Origin of the sequence: Kocuria sp. CPCC 205235 (genome assembly GCF_040980905.1) — a bacterium.
Taxonomy (GTDB): domain Bacteria; phylum Actinomycetota; class Actinomycetes; order Actinomycetales; family Micrococcaceae; genus Kocuria; species Kocuria carniphila.
Window position 1 is genome coordinate 1 of record NZ_JAVKPR010000029.1, and the last position, 19,834, is coordinate 19,834.

General features: G+C 64.8%; 18 protein-coding genes. 7 read left to right on the forward strand and 11 right to left on the reverse strand.

The window, feature by feature from the left end:
- Positions 1-565, forward strand: a 565-nt coding sequence (locus RF638_RS14215; RefSeq protein ID WP_368842293.1) for a hypothetical protein, incomplete at its 5' end; no start/stop codon positions are given.
- Positions 566-657: 92 nt separating this feature from the next.
- Here RF638_RS14215 and xdhC read toward each other — a convergent pair.
- From xdhC to RF638_RS14245, 6 genes are all read right to left on the reverse strand, one after another.
- Positions 658-1,470, reverse strand: coding sequence for a xanthine dehydrogenase accessory protein XdhC (gene xdhC / locus RF638_RS14220; RefSeq protein WP_368842294.1), 813 nt, complete (start codon positions 1,468-1,470; stop codon positions 658-660).
- A 29-nt stretch (positions 1,471-1,499) separates the two neighbouring features.
- A complete protein-coding gene (gene xdhB, locus RF638_RS14225) occupies positions 1,500-4,046 on the reverse strand; it encodes a xanthine dehydrogenase molybdopterin binding subunit (protein WP_368842295.1) in 2,547 nt (848 codons plus the stop codon).
- The gene (locus tag RF638_RS14230) at positions 4,043-5,557 is read right to left on the reverse strand and encodes a xanthine dehydrogenase small subunit (RefSeq protein WP_095797111.1); all 1,515 of its coding nucleotides are present in this window, start codon (positions 5,555-5,557) and stop codon (positions 4,043-4,045) included. Before RF638_RS14230 ends, xdhB begins: the two co-directional genes overlap by 4 nt.
- 243 nt (positions 5,558-5,800) lie before the next feature.
- Complete coding sequence (locus RF638_RS14235) at positions 5,801-6,415, reverse strand: hypothetical protein (protein ID WP_095797112.1); 615 nt, start codon at positions 6,413-6,415, stop codon at positions 5,801-5,803.
- Positions 6,412-7,230: an ImmA/IrrE family metallo-endopeptidase gene (locus RF638_RS14240; protein ID WP_368842296.1), complete on the reverse strand. Its 819-nt coding sequence runs from the start codon at positions 7,228-7,230 to the stop codon at positions 6,412-6,414. The genes RF638_RS14235 and RF638_RS14240 overlap by 4 nt, the downstream gene beginning before the upstream one ends.
- Positions 7,230-7,577 carry a helix-turn-helix transcriptional regulator gene (locus tag RF638_RS14245; RefSeq protein ID WP_238663189.1) on the reverse strand — a complete coding sequence of 116 codons (348 nt, stop codon included), beginning with the start codon at positions 7,575-7,577 and terminating at the stop codon, positions 7,230-7,232. Before RF638_RS14245 ends, RF638_RS14240 begins: the two co-directional genes overlap by 1 nt.
- A gap of 113 nt (positions 7,578-7,690) precedes the next feature.
- Between RF638_RS14245 and RF638_RS14250 the strand changes: the two genes are divergently transcribed.
- Positions 7,691-9,388, forward strand: a complete 1,698-nt coding sequence (locus RF638_RS14250) for a thiamine pyrophosphate-binding protein (RefSeq protein WP_368842297.1) — start codon at positions 7,691-7,693, stop codon at positions 9,386-9,388.
- Here RF638_RS14250 and RF638_RS14255 read toward each other — a convergent pair.
- Together RF638_RS14255 and RF638_RS14260 are read right to left on the reverse strand one after the other, a co-directional pair.
- Positions 9,362-9,778 carry a hypothetical protein gene (locus tag RF638_RS14255; protein WP_368842298.1) on the reverse strand — a complete coding sequence of 139 codons (417 nt, stop codon included), beginning with the start codon at positions 9,776-9,778 and terminating at the stop codon, positions 9,362-9,364. The genes RF638_RS14250 and RF638_RS14255 overlap by 27 nt on opposite strands.
- Before the next feature lie 93 nt (positions 9,779-9,871).
- Positions 9,872-10,762, reverse strand: a complete 891-nt coding sequence (locus RF638_RS14260) for a dihydrodipicolinate synthase family protein (protein WP_368842310.1) — start codon at positions 10,760-10,762, stop codon at positions 9,872-9,874.
- Between the two features lie 323 nt (positions 10,763-11,085).
- On the opposite strand from RF638_RS14260, the gene RF638_RS14265 reads away from it, so the two are divergent.
- The 3 genes from RF638_RS14265 to RF638_RS14275 all read left to right on the forward strand — a co-directional run bounded on the left by RF638_RS14265 (position 11,086) and on the right by RF638_RS14275 (position 13,673).
- On the forward strand, positions 11,086-11,934 hold the full coding sequence (locus RF638_RS14265) for an SDR family oxidoreductase (protein ID WP_368842299.1): 849 nt from the start codon (positions 11,086-11,088) through the stop codon (positions 11,932-11,934).
- 97 nt (positions 11,935-12,031) lie between these two features.
- On the forward strand, positions 12,032-12,781 hold the full coding sequence (locus RF638_RS14270) for an NADPH-dependent F420 reductase (protein WP_368842300.1): 750 nt from the start codon (positions 12,032-12,034) through the stop codon (positions 12,779-12,781).
- Positions 12,782-12,875: 94 nt separating this feature from the next.
- Positions 12,876-13,673: an NADPH-dependent F420 reductase gene (locus tag RF638_RS14275; protein ID WP_368842301.1), complete on the forward strand. Its 798-nt coding sequence runs from the start codon at positions 12,876-12,878 to the stop codon at positions 13,671-13,673.
- A 129-nt stretch (positions 13,674-13,802) separates the two neighbouring features.
- Here RF638_RS14275 and RF638_RS14280 read toward each other — a convergent pair whose 3' ends face one another.
- Complete coding sequence (locus RF638_RS14280) at positions 13,803-14,693, reverse strand: aldo/keto reductase (RefSeq protein WP_368842302.1); 891 nt, start codon at positions 14,691-14,693, stop codon at positions 13,803-13,805.
- A 137-nt stretch (positions 14,694-14,830) separates the two neighbouring features.
- On the opposite strand from RF638_RS14280, the gene RF638_RS14285 reads away from it, so the two are divergent.
- Positions 14,831-15,850, forward strand: coding sequence for an aldo/keto reductase (locus tag RF638_RS14285; protein ID WP_259917688.1), 1,020 nt, complete (start codon positions 14,831-14,833; stop codon positions 15,848-15,850).
- 112 nt (positions 15,851-15,962) lie between these two features.
- On the opposite strand, the gene RF638_RS14290 is transcribed toward RF638_RS14285, so the two are convergent.
- Entirely contained in the window at positions 15,963-16,847 is an 885-nt protein-coding gene (locus RF638_RS14290; protein ID WP_368842303.1) for a helix-turn-helix transcriptional regulator, read from the reverse strand.
- Between the two features lie 226 nt (positions 16,848-17,073).
- A complete protein-coding gene (locus RF638_RS14295) occupies positions 17,074-18,702 on the reverse strand; it encodes a DASS family sodium-coupled anion symporter (protein ID WP_368842304.1) in 1,629 nt (542 codons plus the stop codon).
- Between the two features lie 124 nt (positions 18,703-18,826).
- On the opposite strand from RF638_RS14295, the gene RF638_RS14300 reads away from it, so the two are divergent.
- On the forward strand, positions 18,827-19,759 hold the full coding sequence (locus RF638_RS14300) for a LysR family transcriptional regulator (protein ID WP_368842305.1): 933 nt from the start codon (positions 18,827-18,829) through the stop codon (positions 19,757-19,759).
- Positions 19,760-19,834: the final 75 nt, after the last annotated feature.

The window sequence follows — 19,834 nt, forward strand, 5'->3', positions numbered from 1 at the left end:
CCCGCGGGTTCCGGAACTTCGAGAACTACCGTCTACGCGCCCTGCTCGCCGCCGGCGGACACCGGCCGTGGAGAAAGACACCTACCCATGCTCATTTGTGAAGGGCCACGAAACCCTGGGTGATCTGGTCTCCAACAAGCGGGTGTATCTGGACTTCGGTTTCAAGATCAGCGCGGATGCCGCAGCATGCGGAGTCACCTCGGGGTCGATCAACTCTGGCAACGGAGGTGGTACGTCACGGTTCAGGCTGTCCAACGGCAACACATACGACGTCACCAACGGAACGGCCGTTGCGGCCAACGGAACCGTGGGGCGCACTGACGGAACCTGCCAAGGCGGACTGAACGGGACTCAAGCGCGCGGCACCACGTTCGCCTCGCCCTATATCGTTCTGGACTCCAAAAGCACCAGTTCCTCCCGGGTCACGGCCGTTTCCCTGTACCGGACAGTAACCGTGCAGGGCTACGGCACCAGCGTCATCTACCTCAACGCCACCGCGTTCCCGACCGGCAGCGGCTCACGTCGCGGCTCGGGTTTCAGCGTCACCTCCACGCCGCTTTTCTGACGACGACGCCGCTCTCCCCCTTCACCTCGCGCCTCACCTCAGCGAGCGCGGAACCACCCAACGGCCGCCTGCTGTCTGAGTCACGGACCGCCTCACGAACCAGACGCCCGCGCGCCCTCGAACACCCGCAGCAGATCCGCGGCAACACTCACCCCAATTGCCGCAGGCTCCTTACCGGGGATCCCCGGCACGCCGATGGGACACGAGATCTGGTCGATGGCGGCGTCGTCGTGACCTTCGTCGCGCAACCGCTTGCGGAAACGCGACCATTTGGCCGACGACCCGATCAGCCCCACCGTGCCCAGGTCGCCGCGGCGCAGGGCGGCATCGCACAGAATGAAATCCTCTGAATGGTCGTGACTCATGATCAGCACGTGAGCACCGGCAGGCAGCTCAGCGAGCGTGGATTCCGGCACGACGCTGTGCTGGAGGTGAACCTGGGCGGTGGCGTTAGTGACGTCGGCGAACCGGGCAGGGTCCAACTGATCGGCCCGGCTGTCCACCAAGTGCAGTTGAAGCGGGAACCGGGACAGCACCCGCGCCAACTCGTAACCCACGTGCCCCACGCCGAAGATCGCGACCGACGGCCGTGCCTGCTGCGGTTCGAGCAGCACGGTGACCACGCCGCCACAGCACTGTCGGCCGTGCTCCACGGTGGCGTGCTCGTTGAGCGAAAACGTCATGGTTTCGGGCTCCGAGGCGCCCGAGCTCAGCAGCTCACGGGCACGCTCGATCACGGTCGCCTCCAGATTGCCGCCGCCCACGGTGTCCCAGGTCTGCGACTCACCCACGACCATCTTGGCCCCGGGTGCCCTGGGGGCGTGCCCGCGCACCTCGGTCACGGTGACGAGCACACCCGCGGCGCCCTCTTCGCGCAGGTGTTGCAGGGCGTCCAACCAGTCCATGTCAGTAGTCCACGTCAGATGCGCAGCCGTCAGCGCGCGGTTGCGGCGGTGGCGTCCGGTGAGTCCTCGGCGGCACTCGTCAAGGAAGCTTCCGCTGAAGCCTCCTCGGTCGACGCCGCTTCGCCAGCAGACTCGGCCACCGTCATCACCGCGGCCCGGTCCTGGCCCGAAGCCCCAAGTCGGGAAGCGCCGTCGTCTGAACGGCCCCCGCCCGAAACGTGCGGCCGCTTCGCGCCATCGTCCGCGAGCGCCCGCCGTGCGTCCTGAACTGCCCAGAACACGGCCTCTGGAGTGGCGGGGCTGGCCAGCAGGACACTGTGGCCCTTCGGCCCGAACGCCGCCGCAGCCTCCCGCAACGCCTCGCGCACACTGAACGCCAACATTAGCGGGGGCTCGCCCACGGCCTTGGAGCCGTACACGACGCCGCTCTCGGTCGCCTTCTCGAACAGGTGCACGTTGAACTCTTCGGGCATCTCGGAGAAGCTCGGCAACTTGTAGGTACTCGCGGCTTGGGTGGTCAGTCGGCCCCGGGAGGGACTGTCGGACTCGTCCCAGCGCAGGTCCTCCAGCGTGAGCCAGCCGGCGCCCTGGACGAAGCCGCCCTCGATCTGCCCGATGTCGATGAGTGGGGACAGGCTGTCGCCCACGTCGTGCACGATGTCCGTGCGCAACATCCGATACGCACCGGTGAAACCGTCCACCTCGACCTCGGTCACCGAAGCGCCGTAGGAGAAGTACTTGAACGGCTCGCCCTGCATCCGGTCCGCGTCCCAGTGCAGCCCCTCGGTGCGGTAGTAGCCGGCGGCCCACAGGGAGATCCGCTGGAAATAGGCATCGTGCACGAGCTCCGCGAAGGGCATCTCCCGATCGTGGAAGCCGATGCCGGTAACCTTGCCGTCGACGAACCGCACGTCGTCGGGATGGATGTTGAACTTGCGCGCGGCGACCTCGGCCAGCCGATCGCGTATCTGCTCGCATGCGTTCTTGACCGCCCCACCGTTGAGGTCCGCGCCGGAACTGGCCGCCGTCGCGGAGGTGTTGGGCACCTTGTCCGTGCGCGTGGGCGCCAGTCGAACCGTTTCCAGCGGCACGCCCAGTGCGGTGGCCGCGACCTGTCGCATCTTGGTGTGCAGCCCCTGGCCCATCTCCGTGCCGCCGTGGTTGATGAGCACGGAGCCGTCCTTGTAGACGTGCACGAGCGCGCCGGCCTGGTTGAACGCGGTGAGGTTGAACGAGATGCCGAACTTCACCGGGGTCACCGCGAGCGCGCGGCGAGTATCGGTGTGGGTTGCGTTGAATTCTTCGATGTCACGACGCCGCTCGCGCACGTCCGCGCGCTGGTGCACCTGGTTCCAAATCTCGGCCAAGCGCTCGGCGTGCCGCACCGGCTGACCGTAGGGCGTGCTCTGCCCCGAGACGTAGAGGTTGCGGGCGCGTAGTTCGGTGGGATCCAGGCCGAGCAGCGGTGCGCAGCGGCCCAGGATGTCCTCGGTCACCAACATGCCCTGCGGCCCGCCGAACCCACGGAAGGCGGTCTGCGAGGTCTTGTTCGTCTTCACGATCCGCCCGTTGACCTCCACGTGAGGGATCCAATAGGCGTTGTCGATATGGCACAGTGTCCGCTGCATCACCGGCTCCGAGAGGTCAAGGCTCCAGCCGCCGTCGCTGGTGACGGTGGCGCGCAGTGCTTGGAGGCGGCCGTCGTCGTCGAAGGCCACGTCCCATTCCGCGAGGTACGGGTGGCGCTTGCCGGAAAGGGTGATGTCCTGATTGCGGGTCAGCCGCAGCCGAACGGGCCGTCCGGTCAGCGTCGCCCCCAGCGCGGCAATCGCGGCGAAACCGTGCGGCTGCATTTCCTTACCGCCGAAGCCCCCGCCCATGCGCAGGCACTGCACCGTAACGTCATGGTTGTCCAGTCCCAACACGTGGGCGACGATTTCCTGGGTCTCGGTGGGGTGCTGCGTGCTGCACTGAACGAACACCTGCCCACCCTCGTCCACGTACGCCAACGACGCGTGGGTCTCCAGGTAGAAGTGTTCCTGCCCGCCGAACTCGAACTCCCCACTGAAACGGTGGGTTCCGTTGGCCAGGCCGATTTCGACGTCGCCGCGGCTCACCGTGGGTTGGCGGCCCTGGAAACTGTCTGCGGCAATGGCTTCCCTGACGGTGATCAAGGACGGCAAGGGTTCGTACTGGACCTCAATGGCTTCCGCGCCGAGGCGCGCTGCTTCCAGACTTTCGCCAAGCACCCAGCACACCGCGTGGCCGTAGAACATGACCTCGCTGGGGAAGAGGGGTTCGTCGTGCTTGATGCCGGCGTCGTTGACGCCCGGCACGTCCTCAGCCGTCAACACCCGGACCACCCCGGGCACCTCAAGGGCGGGGGCGACGTCCAGGGACGTCACGCGGGCGTGGGCGTGCGGGGCCTGCAACGGCCAGGCATGGAGCACGTTCTGGTGGCGGACGATGAGGTCGTCGGTGTAGAGCGCGGTGCCCGTGGCGTGATCGGCTGCGTGTTCGTGAGCGACCGAAACGCCGACCACCGGGTTCTCGGGGCGTTCTGCGAGGGATTTCATCGGGAGACCTCCTGAGCCTGGGCGGGCTGTTCCTGCGCCCAGAACTTGAGCAGGGATTGTTCGAGCATGGCCGAGCGGTAGCGGGAGCTGGCCCGCATGTCATCGATCGGGGTGCCCTGCTGGGCCATCACGGCCGCGGCATTGACCGCAGTTTCGCGGGTCCACGGCTGTCCGATCAGGGTTTCTTCGACCTCACGTGCACGGATCGGGGTGGCGGCCACGCCACCCAGGCCGATGCGCGCGGAGGTGATGCTGGCGGCGTCGTCGATCTGGATCGCGATGGCCACGGCGACGCTCGAGATGTCGTCGAAGCGGCGCTTGGCGATTTTGTAGAACGCGGCGTGGTTGGCGAGCGGCAGCGGGATGCGCAGGGCGCGGATGATTTCGTCCGGACGGCGCACACTTTCGCGGTAGCCGGTGTAGTACTCGGCGAGCGGGACCTCACGTTCCTTGCCCTTGGAGGCGAGCACCACGGAGGTGTCGAGCGCGAGGAGCACCGGGGCGGAGTCGCCGATGGGCGAGCCCGTGCCCAGGTTCCCGCCGAACGTGGCCGCGTTGCGGATCAGGCGGGACGCGAATTGCGGGAAGAGTTGATCGAGCAGGGGCACCCGGCCAGCCAGGCCTCGTTCGACCTCCGACAGGCTCAGCGCGGCGCCGATTTCGATGTGGTCGTCGCTGACGTTGAGGGTGCGCAGCTCGTCGAGGCGGTCCACGGCCAGCACGAGCGGCGGGCGGACGTGGCGGATGTTGACCTCCACGCCGAGGTCGGTGGCGCCTGCGACCAATCGGACGTCAGGGGCCTCGTCCAGGTGGTTGAAGAGTTCGTCGAGCGTGGCGGGGCGCACGAAGCGCGTGGTCGCCGTATCGATCCGGGTGTAGCTCGGTTTCGGGGCGGGCTGCTCTTGACGACGCCGCAGCAGGTCCGTTTCCTCGGGCTCACCCAGGGCGTAGGCGGCGTCGCGGATGGGGCGGTAGCCGGTGCAGCGGCAGAGGTTGCCGCTCAGGGAGTGCAGGTCAAAGCCGTTGGGTCCGCATTCGTGAGCGGCGGAGTGTTCTTCGCCCTGGACCTCCGTGCCGGATTTCTCGCCGTGGGTGTCATCGGACGGCGTGCGTTCGGGGCGGTAGTACTCCGCGGCCATCGCGCACACGAAGCCGGGGGTGCAGTAGCCGCACTGGGAGCCGCCGCGGGTGGCCATTTCGCGCTGCACCGGATGGAGTTGGCCGGGGCCGCGAGGTCCGGGTGCAGTGCCGAGGCCTTCGGCGGTGACCACTTCCTGCCCGTCGAAGGCGACGGCGGGTGGCAGACACGCGTTGACGGAGGTCCAGCGGGTGCGATCATCGCCGTCCGGCCGTGCGACCAGCACTGCACAGGCGCCGCACTCGCCTTCCGCGCAGCCTTCCTTGGCACCGGTCAGACCCTGGTCGCGCAGGAAATCGAGCAAGCGGGTGTGGGGATTGACGCCGGCGAAGCCGCGTTCGTGGCCGTTGATGGTTAAACGGATCTCGCTCATGGCGCTGAACTCCTCGTGACAAGCCACTGACTGCGACGTGGAGTGGATCCGTCCTCAGCTGTACCGGGAGCTCTCTGGCGCCGAATCAGTGCGATTCTTGGTTGCTCGCCCGGTAGATAGTCCGAATCCGGACCCGCCGTAGGCTGCCTCAAATGTAAGGCAGGTCACTTGGTGGGTGCAAGGCACGAAGTGGAGACGTGCTTCGTCTGAACAGAGTTCAACAACCTCGTGTAGTCATCCCAGCTACGACCAACACGGCAGTTCCATCAAACCAGTTCCCTCCAGCGGAGCCAGCCCATCATCTAGAGCACGCAATCTTTCGTACAGCTCTCGCATGGAGTTGCGGTCTGGCAAGTCCTCGCCGCCAGCGGCTTTCTTCAAAACGTGGCCCGTGCTGATCAACGCGATGCTGCCAATATCTGCTTGCCTCTCACGCAGGCGCCGCAGGCGTGCCGCTTCTCGCGCAGCCACCCGCCGGCCTCCACCGTCATCGATGAGCACGATGACGCGATCCCCACGCTCGGCAGCAACGACGGCGTGAGCGACCACCATGGTTTCGCCCAGATCTTTGCTCGAACGCATGCGGCTTTCGATGGGAACACCAGCGATACGATTCACTGCCGTGGCGAGCTCAGGAGTGACATCGTCGGAGAGAACTTCTAGTAACCGTGGTGGAACCTTGCCCAGCACACGTTCAGCGGGTTTAAACCGTTGGTCCTGACGAGCTTTACGCACGATTTCGTGTTCAACGATCTCTGGAACTGCAAGTGGCCCAAGTGTCGCAAAGAGCAAGCGCTCTTTGTTCAGGGAGAAGAAGTTGAGTCCCGGACCAGCATCCATGATCGGCCGCTGGCTCATGGCGATCTGCCTTCGTCCTCCAGCCCGCTCAGATCCACATCAATATCCGGAAGTTCATCGGGTTCGAACTCCCTGTCGTCCGGAACCCTCGGGACTATTCCGATCCCCTCAAGTTCATGCACAATCCGCTCAGCCGGGACTCCTCGCAGCGTGGCGATCGTTTGCGCGCTAACGACACCCTCGGCGTAGCCCGCGATCGCTCGCGACACGAGACCCTGAGGTGCACGGAGCCGATTCGAGTCGACCTGAAGCGCCTCATATTGATCGCTCCACCCGAACCTCGTTGCCAGCTGCGGCGTGGGGGTCCGACCCCATTCTGAGGCCAGGCCTGAAGGCACATAACCGGCCTCCCTCATGGCAATCGCGGCAATGGATGGTGACACCAGGAACCTCTGCACAACGTCCGAAAGGGTCTGCCTAGAGACATCATGTGTGCTTCCGAGAAACTCCTTGACCCCTTCCTGCGGCACCAGCAGATGCCGTGCAAAAGCATCAGCCCGGATTTCCTCCGGTGAGCGTTCGCCCAATTCATCCGACCAGTCCTGAAAGATCAGGTGGGCCAGCTCGTGTGCCAGCGAGCTTCGCTGACGCATTGGCTTATGGCTGCGTGCCACTCCAATGAACACCTTGTTGCGCTCCGGATCTCGCATGATCAGACCGTGCTCATCCGGGTCTGCGTCGAGAATCGCAACGTCATGCCCGGTCGTTTGCTCGATCAATGCCACTAGATCGCCAAGTGGTTGCACCCCAAGTCGGTGCTCCCGGCGGAACTCATCCGCCGCCCGTTGAGCTTGCTGTTCGAGTGAAGGAGTCATTACGCCGCAGGAATCGCGTAATCGTCAAGGTATGCGTCCAGCTCCATGAAATGCAGCAACCGTTGGCGCATGGAATCCATGTTCGATCCATTCGTCGCACGAGCCGCACACTGCACGCGCCCAGCAACGCCGCTGCCAGCCAGCTGCGCGACAGTGCATCCAGTGGCATCAGCAATCATGATCACTTCAGTCATCTTCACTGCGCGTTCACCGCTCAGAATACGGTTCAGCGTGGCCTGGGAGAGGCCTACCCTGTCGGCCAAAGCGCGCTGGGACAGACCGGCAGCTTCACGGGCGCTCTCAATCGCCGCTACCATTTCGTTCACTGCATCCACCCCCTGAATCACTTTTCTGAATTTGATTCAGCTTACCACTCATACCTGCGTTTGAGCGGACGAATTCGGGGCAACCCCGGCAACGAGCAGGTAGCTCCACCCATGACTCAGGAGAAGAACACGCCATGACCACCGAGCAGAACCGTCCCGCATCGGATCAACCCGCCGAGAAAACAAGCGTTTCGACGGCGGTCGCTGACGTGATTGCCGAGCGTTCCGACCATCTGTTCGGCCTCATGGGTAACGGCAATGCCCACGTGATCAGTCATCTCACCTATCAGGGGTTCCCGTTCACCTCCGCTCGTCACGAGGTGGCCGCCGTGACCATGGCCGACGCGTATCACCGTGCGACCGGTCGGATCGGAGCCGCCACCGTGACCTACGGCGCCGGGTTCACCAACACCTACACGGGCTTGGCGGAGGCGCGCCTGGCCCGCGTTCCGCTGGTACTCGTGGTGGGTGACGCGCCCACCACCGGAAGGCGACCGTTCGATATCGACCAGGCCGGAGCGGCGTCGGCGGTGGGTGTGACCACGCTGGTGGCCGGCCCGGACAATGCCGCGGCCATCACCCACCGGGCCTTCGATCTGGCGCAGCAGACCGTGCAGCCGGTGATCGTGGCGATCCCCTACGACCACGCCACCGCCCCGCTCACCGCGCAGACCGAGCTGGAGCCGCTGCCGAACAAGCCGTCCTGGGTCGCACCGGGCGAGGAACTCGATCGTATTGCATCTATTCTTCGTGGCGCGGAGCGGCCACTGATCCTGGCCGGCCGCGGGGTGCTCCTCGGAGACGCCGCCGGTGCGCTCCAGGAGCTCGGCGATCGTCTCGGGGCGCTGTTCATGACCTCCGTGATGGCCACCAACGCGTTGGACTCGCCCTGGAACCTGGGCATCGCCGGGGGCTTCACGCGCGAGCACCGCCTGGATCTGGCGCAACAGGCCGACGTCGTTCTGGTCGCCGGTGCGAGTCTCAACACCTTCCAGTCGCGGTACGGAACGCTCTTCTCGCCGGACGCACGCGTGATCCGCATCGACAACGAACCCGAGGCCATCATGGCCCACCCGCAGGTCACCGACTACGTGCGCGCGGATCTGGGGCCCGCCACCGCCGGCCTGTTGGCCCGCATCTCGGCCGCCGACGCCGCGGCCACCTGGCGCGCCGCCGTCCCCGAAGTCGCCGGGGAAGAATTCCGCTCCGCCGAACCAGTGGAGGACCCCACCGAGTTCGGCCCAGACGGACGGCTCAACCCCCGCGCGGTGGTCTCAGCCCTCGAGGAAATCCTGCCCGCCGAGCGCTCCGTGGTCATGGACGGTGGACACTTCATCGGCTGGGCACCCATGTACTTGTCCGTCCCGGATCCCCGGGCGATGGTGCTGGTGGGCACCGCGTTCCAGTCGATCGGGCTGGGCTTCGGCTCCGCGGCCGGCGTCTCGGTGGCTCGCCCGGAACGCACCACGGTGTTCGTCACGGGAGATGGCGGAGGGCTCATGGGCCTGGCGGATCTGGAAACGTTCGTGCGCGCCACCCGCCGCGGTGTGGTGGTGGTGCTCAACGACTCCGCCTACGGCGCCGAACTGCACCAGTACGCATCCAAGGGCCTGGATCCCACGGCCATGCTCATCGACGAGGTGGACTTCTCTGCGATAGGCAAGGCCATGGGTGCGGACGGTGCCAAGGTCCGCAGCCTGGCGGAACTGTCGGTACTGACCGACTGGCTGGCCACTCACGAGGAAGGCGTGTTCGTCCTGGACGTGGCCATCTCGCAGAAGGTCGTGGCCGAGTTCATGTCCGCGTCATTGAATGCGGGGAAGCGGCTGTAGGGCTGACTTCTTCCGCTTGGAGTACTGCAGCGCCCAGCACAACCCCACGTGGACGAGCGTGATGATCAGGCCGTACGCAATCAGTTCGCCGACGAGTTCGCCGGACGCGGTCAGGTATGCGATCACGCACAGCAGGATGATCAGGAGGTCGATCACGCCGTAGGCAAGGGCAATTCGCTTCGCTTTCTTGCTGTACGTGGGCGGTTCGCCTGGTGGGTTCTGGGTGGTGGCGGGGCGCCGCTCGGTTTGGGCTTGCGGGGACGTTGTTGTTCTCTGCGCGCGCCGTCCCCGCAGCGCGCTCCGCAGGTCCACCCACGCCCAGGTCACCACGGACCACAGGGTGGTGGCGAGCACGAAGTAGAAGAAGATCACGATCCACGCTTCGACCATGTCCGTGATCCTCTCTGATCGTGGACGACTTCTTCAGTGACGATCCGCTGAAGGACTCGTGCGAGTTGAACCTCAGGCTACGCCCGAATTCGGTCAGGTGAGGTCCAGCTGATCGACCGCCGTTTTCACGCGTGCGCGCTGCTCCTCATCCAGGCCCTGGATCGGCAGGGGCAGACACTTCTCCGGTGCCAAGCCTAGGTACTCGGCAATAGCGGCCACCACGCGCAGACTTCCGAACTCCGCGTTGAGCTCCCACAGCGGGGCGAGGCGGACGGATTCTTTGGTCGCTTCGTTCGCGTCGCCATTCTGGGCGAGCCGAGTCAGCTTCACGGCCAGGTCCGGCAAGGTCCCGCCGATCACCGAATACCAGACATCGCACCCGGCTTTCAGGCCGCCGACGGCGCTCTGGTCACCCGAGATGCCAATGGTCACGTTCTCGGGGATCACGCTTCGGATCTCCTGAACCTTCTTCCGCGCCTCCGCGCTGTTGGCAGGCAGCGCGGGAATCTTGATGGACGCGATCCCCGGCAACTGGGCGATACGGGCGTAGAGATCCGTGGTGAAACTGAAGTGCGTGGTCCCCGGGTTGTCGTAGACGATGACCGGCAGATCCGTGTGCTCGGTGACGGCGCGAAACAGCTCGAACACGTCGTCCTCGGTGAGCGCCTGGTAGCTCATGGGTGCGAGAAGGAGAGCAGAGGCGCCGGCTTGGGCGGCGTCGTCGGCGTGGGCCAGGACGTGGGAGGTGCGCAGCGCGCCGATACCCGCGAACACCGGGACGTCACCCGCGTGCTCAACTGCTAGCCGGGCGACCCGCTGCCGCTCTTCGCGGCTCAGATACGCATAGGATCCCGTGGAGCCGAGGGCTGTGATGGAGTCGACGCCAGCGGCAGCAAGGCGTTGAACCAAGCCAATGAAGGCCTTCTCGTCGACCTGATCGTCGTGAAGCGGTGTGAGCGGGAAGGCGCTGAGTCCGGTGAACATGTGGGTGCCTTTCGTTGCGGTCAAATACGCGCAGTGTTGTCCACTTGGCTGCTCTGACACTAACCCTCAGAACCAGGGTTGGGGTCCCGCTTTTCCCGGTGGTCGAATCTCCGGTCCATATTTCCGGGGTCCTCTGCAAGACCGCGTTGGAGTTCATGGCACCCCTTCCTCCGATGGCGTCGTCGCCATGTGCACAGCCAAACACACGACGCGCCTTTGCAGAAGATCCCCGTGCCGGCACTGCCCATCGCGGGCGCACCGCAGGACATTCGCACCGGAGTACGCTGATGCCCACCTTGCATGCCGCTAGCAGTAGGAGCACCATGAGCAACTCATCAGCAACGGTCGCCATCACCGGAGCAACGGGGGCCATCGGCGGTCGGGTAGCCCGTCGACTTGCCGAACAAGGCATGGCACAGCGGTTGATCGTGCGCGATCTCAACAGGGCACCGGAACTTCCGTTGGCCGAGGCACGCGTCGCGGAATATGGCGACGGCGCGGTGGCCCGAGAAGCGCTGGAGGGCACCGACACCTTGTTCATGGTCTCCGGCAAGGAGAGCGCCACGCGCCGCGAGGAACATCGGACGTTCATCGAGGCCGCCGCCGCGGCCGGAGTCAAACACATTGTCTACACCTCGTTCTTCACCGCGGCCTACGACGCCGTGTTCACTCACGCGCGCGACCACGCAGAGGCAGAGGACCTCATTAAATCGTCTGGGATGCAGTGGACCCTGCTGCGAGACAACTTCTACATGGACGTGATGCTTCACTTTGTCGGGGAGGACGGCGTGCTGCGCGGACCCGCCGGCGACGGCCGCTGCTCTTTGATCGCCCGGGACGACGTCGCCGCTGTCGCCACCCGCATTCTCGAAGCCCCCGAGGGCCACGCAGACAAGACCTACGATCTGACCGGTCCCGAGGCGCTGACCCTGTCCGAAGTGGCCACCGCCATCAGCGCCGCACAGGGTCGCACCGTGACTTTCCACAACGAAACCGTGGAGGAAGCCTACAAATCCCGCCGCGCCTGGCCCGCTGAGCAGTGGGAGTACGACGCATGGGTGTCCACCTACACGGCTATCGCCTCGGGGGACCTCTCCGAGGTCACCGGCGACGTCCGGCGGGTTCTGGGCCGGGCACCCATGACGTTCGGGCACTTCCTGCAAACTCAGTGAACCTGAAACAAGAGTCAACAGAAATTGATGCTCTTGGAATAAACCGGAAACCCTCTCCGTTTGCACTCCCACAAGCGCACACAGAGAGGAACCACCCATGAATATCGGAATCATCGGCGTAGGCAGCATCGGCTCCACACTCGCCAAGCGTCTGCCCGCCAAGGGTCACGACGTCAAAATCGCCAACTCCCGCGGCCCCGAAACCATCGACGAAGACTTGCTGGCCAACGGCGCACAGGCTGTGACGGCAGAAGAGGCCGCGAGCGACGTCGACGCCCTCATTTTGTCCATCCCGCTCGCCGCGATGCCCAAGCTGGCACCGATCATCCAGGCGCTGCCCGACGAGACAGCGGTGATCGACACTTCCAACTACTATCCCCACCGCGACGACGCCATCGAGGCGATCAACAACGGCCAGACCGAAAGCGAGTGGGTCGTGGAGCAGTTCGGTGGACGCACGATTGCCAAGGCGTGGAACGCAGTCCTAGCGGGCGTCTTCGCGGATCAGGCGCGTGAATCGGGTGATCCCGAGCGCATCGCCATTCCCGTGGCCGCCGACGACGCTCACACCGGAGAGATCGCCCGCTCCCTGGTCGAGGACACCGGTTTCGACGCCGTGGACGCCGGGCCCTTGACCGAGTCCTGGCGCCAGCAGCCAGGCTCCCCCGTGTACTGCACGAGTCTTTCCGCAGATCAGGTCGTGGACGCACTCGCGAGGGCTGAGAAGGACCGCATCCCGCCGCGTCGTGACCTGGCCATCGGCGTGATCATGGACCGTGCGGATGACCCGTCCATGACGATCGACGCGGACTACCTGACCGAGCTGAACCGCCTCATCTACGGCTGATCTGTAGTCAGATCTCGACGACGAAGGCCGCGCTGACATCTGTGGCTCGAGTTCGCACCCGGAACACGGTTCTCGCTGCGAACCTCTGCCCAGGATGTCGGCGGACCGACGCACGGACACCAACGCTAGGAGAACATCACTCATGAAGATCGGACTCATCGGAACCGGCCACATCGGCTCCAGCCTGGCCAAGCGACTGCCCACCAAGGGCCATGAGGTCAAAATCGCTAACTCGCGCGGACCCGAAACCATTGATAGCGACCTCTTGGCCACCGGCGCACAGGCTGTGACCGCGGAAGAGGCCGCGAGCGATGTCGACGCACTGATCCTGTCCATTCCTCTGAACGCCATGTCAAAGATCGCGCCGCTGGTTCAGGCGCTGCCAGAACAGACCGCAGTGATCGACACCTCCAACTACTACCCCAACCGGGACGAGTCCATTGAGGCGATGGAGAACGGCCAGGTGGAAAGCGAGTGGGTGGTCGAGCAGCTGGGTGGACGCACCATCGTGAAGGCTTGGAACGCCGTCGGCTGGGGCGTGCTCGCGGACGATGCGCGCGAAGCGGGCGATCCCGAGCGCGTGGCCATCCCGGTGGCCGGCGACGACGCCCACGCGAAGGAGATCGCGATGACCCTCGTCAACGATTCCGGCCTGGATCCCGTGGATGCCGGTTCTCTGGCCGAATCGTGGCGTCAGCAGCCCGGCTCCCCGGTGTACTGCACGAAACTCACGGCAGACCAGATCCCCTCGGCCCTGAAGGCTGCGCGCAAGGAGAAGCTTGCTCACCGCCGCGACATGTTCGTTGCCGTCCTGTTCGATCACATGGAGGACGAGACGCTGACCGTGGATGCCGACTACGGAACCCAGCTGAGCCGCATTATTTACAGCTGACTCAGCGCTCTGAGTCCGAAAACGGTGACGCGCCGACATCTGTGGCACTAGATCGCACCCGGAACCCGGTTTTCGCTGCGGTCCTCTGCCTAGGATGTCGGCGCGCCACGAGTGCCGCCTTCCGAGTGACTACGCCTCGGGAATCGCTTTGCCCCACTTCTCCAGCGTCATGGAGGCGGGTTCGGGGCCGCCGCGAACACCCTTCTCCAAGGCGTCGATGGCCGCGATCTCACTATCGATCAGTTCGAAGTCGAAGATGTCGAAGTTCTCCGCAATGCGTTCTGGGCGCACCGACTTGGGGATAACCTGCACACCTTTCTGCAGGTGCCACCGCAGCATGACCTGGGCGGGTGACTTGCCGTGGGCGGTGGCAATCTCGCCGATCGTGGGGTCCTGCAGCGGGCTGCCCTCGCCACCCTCGTAATTCACGACGCCGCCTATCGGTGACCAAGCCTGCGGCAGAACTCCGTGCTCGCGCCCCACCGCGACAACCTCTTCCTGCTGGAAGTACGGATGCAGTTCGATCTGGTTGACCGTGGGGACGACATCGGTCTGGGTGAAGAGTTCGGTCAGGTCCTCGACCATGAAGTTGCTAACGCCGATCGCGCGCACCTTGCCGTCCGCATAGAGCCTCTCCAGGGCTTTGTACGCCTGAATGGTGCGGTCGAATTCAGTGGTGAGCGGTTGGTGCAGGATCAGGAGGTCAATCGTGTCGATCCCAAGCTTGCCCGTGGCCTTTTCGAAGGCGTGCAGGGTCTCGTCGTAGCCGAAGTCGCTGATCCAGATCTTCGTTTCGATGAAGATCTCATCCCGCGGGATGCCCGATTCGGCAATCGCCTTGCCCACGCCACGCTCGTTGCCGTATGCCGCGGCGGTGTCGATGTGCCGGTAACCGACTCTCAAGGCCTCTGCGACAGCAGTCTTGGTCTCCTCCGGTGGGGTCTGAAAAACGCCGAAGCCAATCGCAGGCATGACAACGCCATTGTTGAGTGTGATGTCCGTGTTCGTCGTATCGCTCATGACTCCGACCCTACGCACCGAACCACGGTTGAGGGAGGCACTGGTATTACCCGGGACAGCAGAAACTGTCAGGCGTGAGCAAGCAGGAGCAGGATGGGTCATGACCCGAATTTTCCACCTGACACTAGGAGCAACACATGCAGTACCGACCTCTCGGACGCACGGGCGTGCAGGTCTCGCCCCTCTGCCTCGGCGCCATGATGTTCGGCCCGTGGGGCAATGACGATCACGCGGATGCGACCCGCATCATCCACCGCGCGCTGGACGCCGGCATCAACTTTGTCGACACCGCAGACGTCTACTCGAATGGCGTCTCGGAAGAAATCGTCGGTGAGGCCATCAAGGGACGCCGCGACGACGTCTTCCTGGCCACCAAATTCTTCATGCCCATGAGCGAGAACCCCAACGAACGCGGCGGATCGCGCTTGTGGATCGTGCGCGAGGTCGAGAACTCGCTACGTCGCCTGGGCACCGATCACATCGATCTCTACCAGGTGCACCGCCCCAGCCCGGACACGGATGTCGAAGAAACCCTCGGCGCCCTCACAGATCTCGTGCGCCAGGGCAAGGTCCGTTACATCGGTTCGTCGTCTTACTCCGGCTCCCAGATCGTCGAGGCACAGTGGGCATCACGCGAGCGCAACCTCGAACGCTTCGTCACCGAGCAGCCGCCCTACTCGATGCTCGTGCGGGGCATCGAAGAGGACGTGCTCCCGACCACGCGACGCTACGGCATGGGCACCCTCTCCTACAGTCCCTTGTCCGGCGGGTGGTTGTCCGGGCGGTGGCGCAAGGACAACGCATCCACCCCCACATCGCAGGCTCGCCCGAGCGCTCGCTTCGACATGTCCTCGCCCGCCAACCAACGCAAGCTGGACATTGTCGAAGACCTCGCATTGCTCGCCGAAGAGGCCGGCATGTCACTGCTCGAGATGGCGATCGCATTCGTGATCAATCACCCGGGCATCACCAGCGCCATCGTTGGCCCCCGCACCATGGAGCAGCTTGAGTCCTACCTACCCGCCGCGGAGCTCAGCCTCGCCACGGACGTGCTCGACCGCATCGATCAGATCGTCGCTCCGGGCGTCACGGTCAATCCCGAGGACAACAGCTACGGGACGCACGAGCTGCAGCCGGCGCAGCGGCGTCGGGCCTGACCCTCGCAGCAACTGAAAGTGCCCGCCACGTGCTAGTCGGCACGTGGCGGGCCTTTTTGCCATTCGTCCGCGAGCTTCGAGTGGCTCGCGACGAGCCCCAGGATTCCGGTCGCTACGACGACGCCGCCGCACCGCGCGGCGTCGTCGTCTGGTGTTCTCGCGTGGCCGCCCACGAGGCGAGCAGCACGAGTGAATCGGCGGTGGGTGTTCCAGCCGGGGCGGTGTAGACGTTGAGGCGAAAGCCCGGGTCCCCGGGCAGTTCCATGGCCTCGTAGTCGAGATCGAGATCGCCCACCACGGGGTGGTGCAGGCGCTTGCGGCCGTTGCGGTGCTGCTTCACGTCCTGGGAGGCCCAGCGTTCGCGGAAGACCTCACTCTGGGTCGAGAGCTCGCCAATGAGCCGGATGAAATCGGGGTCGTGCGGCGTGCGGCCGGCTTCCATCCGAAGCATCGCAGCACAGTCATTGAGCACCTTGTCGTAGTCGCGGAAGAACTCCCGCGCCTTGGGGTTCAGATACGCGAATCGCGCGGTGTTCAGGGGCCCCCGTGAATCCTCGATCATGGGCGAGTACAGCGCTCGGCCCAGGGTATTCATGGCGATCACGTCGAACCGGCCGTTGCGCACCCAGGCCGGCGAATCGATCGCGTCGAGCACTTGCTGCACAGCTGGCCGCAGTGAACCCGCCGGGCTCGTCCGACGACGCCGCTCCGGGCCTGCCGCGCGGGCGAGGTCGTAGAGATGCTCGCGTTCCGCGTCGTCGAGTTGGAGCGTGTTGGCGAGCGAGTCCAGCACACTCTCCGACGCGCCAGCCAGGTTCCCGCGCTCCAGGCGCACGTAATAGTCGACCGAGACGCCGGACAGCATCGCGACTTCCTCGCGGCGCAGGCCAGGCACTCGCCGATTGCCGCCGTAGGCCGGTAAACCCGCCATCTCGGGCGTGATCCTGGCCCGGCGGCTGCTCAAGAACTCACGAACTTCGCTGCGAACGTCTCCCATTTTCTCGACGATACGCCGCGCCGCCGCGGGGAAGGAGGTACCGTCACTACCCGCCGGGCAACCAACGGAACTGCCGACGGGTGGGGTGCGGCAGCGGCGTCGTCGTGGGATCTGAGACGCTTTCTGACCACCCCCGATATCTGAGACATCCTTAATCCAGTTCCCGGGGTCTTGAGTGGCTTTAAGGCGTCTCAGATCTTCGCCGTGGCTTAAGGGTGTCCCAGATCTACCCCCCGATTCCTACCACCGCGATCATCACGGGCACGATGGTGACGATCAGGATCACGCCCAGGATGTCGAAGAAGATGCCGGTGCGGATCATGCGGGTGATGGGCACGGCGCCGGTGCCGTAGACGATCGCGTTCTGCGGCGTGGAGACCGGCAGCATGAACCCGAAGGATGCTGCGAACGTCGCGGCCATTGCGGGTACGAACGGATCGACGCCCATGGCCTGACACAGCGGGATCACAATCGGCACGATAACCGCCGCGGAAGCCGTGTTGGACGTGGTTTCCGAAATCAACACCGCCAGCACCGCGGAGAACACGGTGATCGTCACGACGTTGGTGATGTTCAGATTCTCGGACGCACCGGTACCGATGGTTTCCGCCAGGCCGGTGTCTGCAAGCAGCGAACCGAAGATAATGCCAGTACCGAAAAGGATGATGGTTCCCCAGTCAATCTTGGCTGCGTCGGTCCAGGTGAGGGTGGCTTCGCGCTTCTTCCAATTGGTCGGCAGGATGAACAGCAGCGAGGCACCCAGGACGGCCACGATGCCCTCATCGAGCCGGTCATCCACAAAGATGTAGGCGTCAGACTCGGTTCCGCCAATCAGGCTGACGACCGCGGGCAGCAACCAGAGAGTCACGGTGAAACCGAAAGCGATCAGGGTGTTCTTCTCGGCACGGGACATAGGCCCCTGCTCTTCGCGGTGCTGGCGGATGTACTCCTCCACACCCTCGATCCGCCGAATCTCCGGCTTGTTGAGCAGCAACATGAGGATGGCCAGAACTACGAACATGGCTGCACAGACCGGGAACGCGATAGCCATCCACTGGGCGAAGGAAATCCGGGTGCCAGTGGCTTCCTCGATGAGGCCGCGGCCGATCAGGTTGGGCGGGGAGCCGACCGGGGTCAGCAGGCCACCCACACTGGCACCGTAGGCGAGCATGAGCAGAAGTGCTGCACCCACGCGCAGGCGCAGCGGATCGAAGTCAGCCTTCACCACGCCGCGGTCCTGCATCATCTCGGCGATGACCGCCAGGATGCCCAACGCGGTGGGCATGAGCATGGCCACCGTGGCGGTGTTGGAGACGAACGCGGACAGGATGCACGTGATCACGCCGAACGCGATGATGATCCGATACGTCGATTTACCGACCCCCGGTAACGACAGCACCGCGAGCGCGAGCCGTTGCGCAATACCGTGTTTGAGCATCGCCGCGGCCAGGATGAACGCTCCGATGAACGTGAAGATCGTGGTGGATCCGAAGGGTGCCAGGACATCGCCTGCCGGGGCCACACCTAATATCACCACCGCCGCCACGCCCATGAGACCGCCCACCGGAATGGGCACGGGTTCGCAGATCCACAGGATGATCACACCCAGTAGCACCGCGGCCAGGATGTGCTGATTTCGTTCCAGGTTCAGCGGCAGCAGCGCAAAGATAATTGCGACGGCCGGGGCGAGAAACAGCCCCGTAGTTTGGCGGGCGCGCTCGAATTTTTCCTCCCGCGGGGACAGCGTCTGCTCGCTGAGACTGCGGAAGGTCTTGCCACCCAGCAGGGCGGAGCGCACGTCGGTGCGCTGTGATGATCTGGCGGGTCCGGTGGACTCGGATTCCTGGGTGGTCATGGCGAGGGCCTTTCGTCGCAAATCATTGCGGGTTGAACACACTGTGCGCCTGTGACTTGCATCACGTCCAAGGCTTGTTATCTACTGAACGCATAGGCAAAACCAATGGATCAGGGGTGCGCGCGTGGATGTCCGGCAGCTGACGTACTTCCTAGCGGTGGTCGATCACGGCGGATTCACCCGTGCTGCGGAGCACCTGATCATCGCCCAACCGTCACTGTCACAAACCATCAAGGGCCTGGAGCGGGAGCTCGGTGTTTCGCTGTTCCATCGCATCGGTCGGCGAGTCGTGCTCAGCGAGGCCGGTCACGAACTGCTCGGCCCCGCCCGGTTGGTTGTGCGGGACCTCGAGGCGGCCTGCAGCGCCGTCGACAATCTGCGCGGTGTGCGTAGCGGGCGGTTGGACATGATCGCGATGCCCTCCCCCGGAATCGAGCCGCTGACCTCAATGATCGCGGCGTACGCGCGCGCCCACCCGGCCGTCACGCTCAATGTGGACGCCGCCTTCACCGCGGAGGAGGTCCTCGACTCCGTGCGCACCGGCGGCGCGGAGATCGGCATCCTGGGTACCAAGACGCCCTTCAAGTCCGCGGACGTCCAGGTGCTCCAGCTCGAGCAACAACCCCTGGTGCTCATCGTGGCCCCGGGCACAGACGCCTTCGACGGCGCGGACACGATTCACCCCAAGGACCTGGCCGGGCACCGGATCGTGGCCTCGCAGCAGGGGTCGCTCATGCGCCTGATGGTCGACGACACCCTGGCCCACGGCGTGCCTCTTCAGATCGTCGCGGAGGTTGCGCACCGCACCTCGGTATTGCCCCTGGTCCTTGCCGGGGTGGGGCACGCGGTCATGCCGTCATCGTGGACGCCCCTCGCGCACCAGGCCGGTCTGCGGGTGGTGCAGATTTCACCGACGACGCCGCTGCACGTCGCCGTGATCAGTCGCCCCGAGCACGTGACACCGGCCGCCAAGGCATTTCTGGAGGTGGCGGAGGAGTATGCAGTTCACGGTGGTTTGGCTCTGCTGTCCGAGGACGCGGACAGAGTCGACCAATAGGCTCCACCTATGTAGGGGATGAAAAACCAGTCTTGGACCTATGAGGTGCTCGGGCGCTCTACTGGATGAAACGCC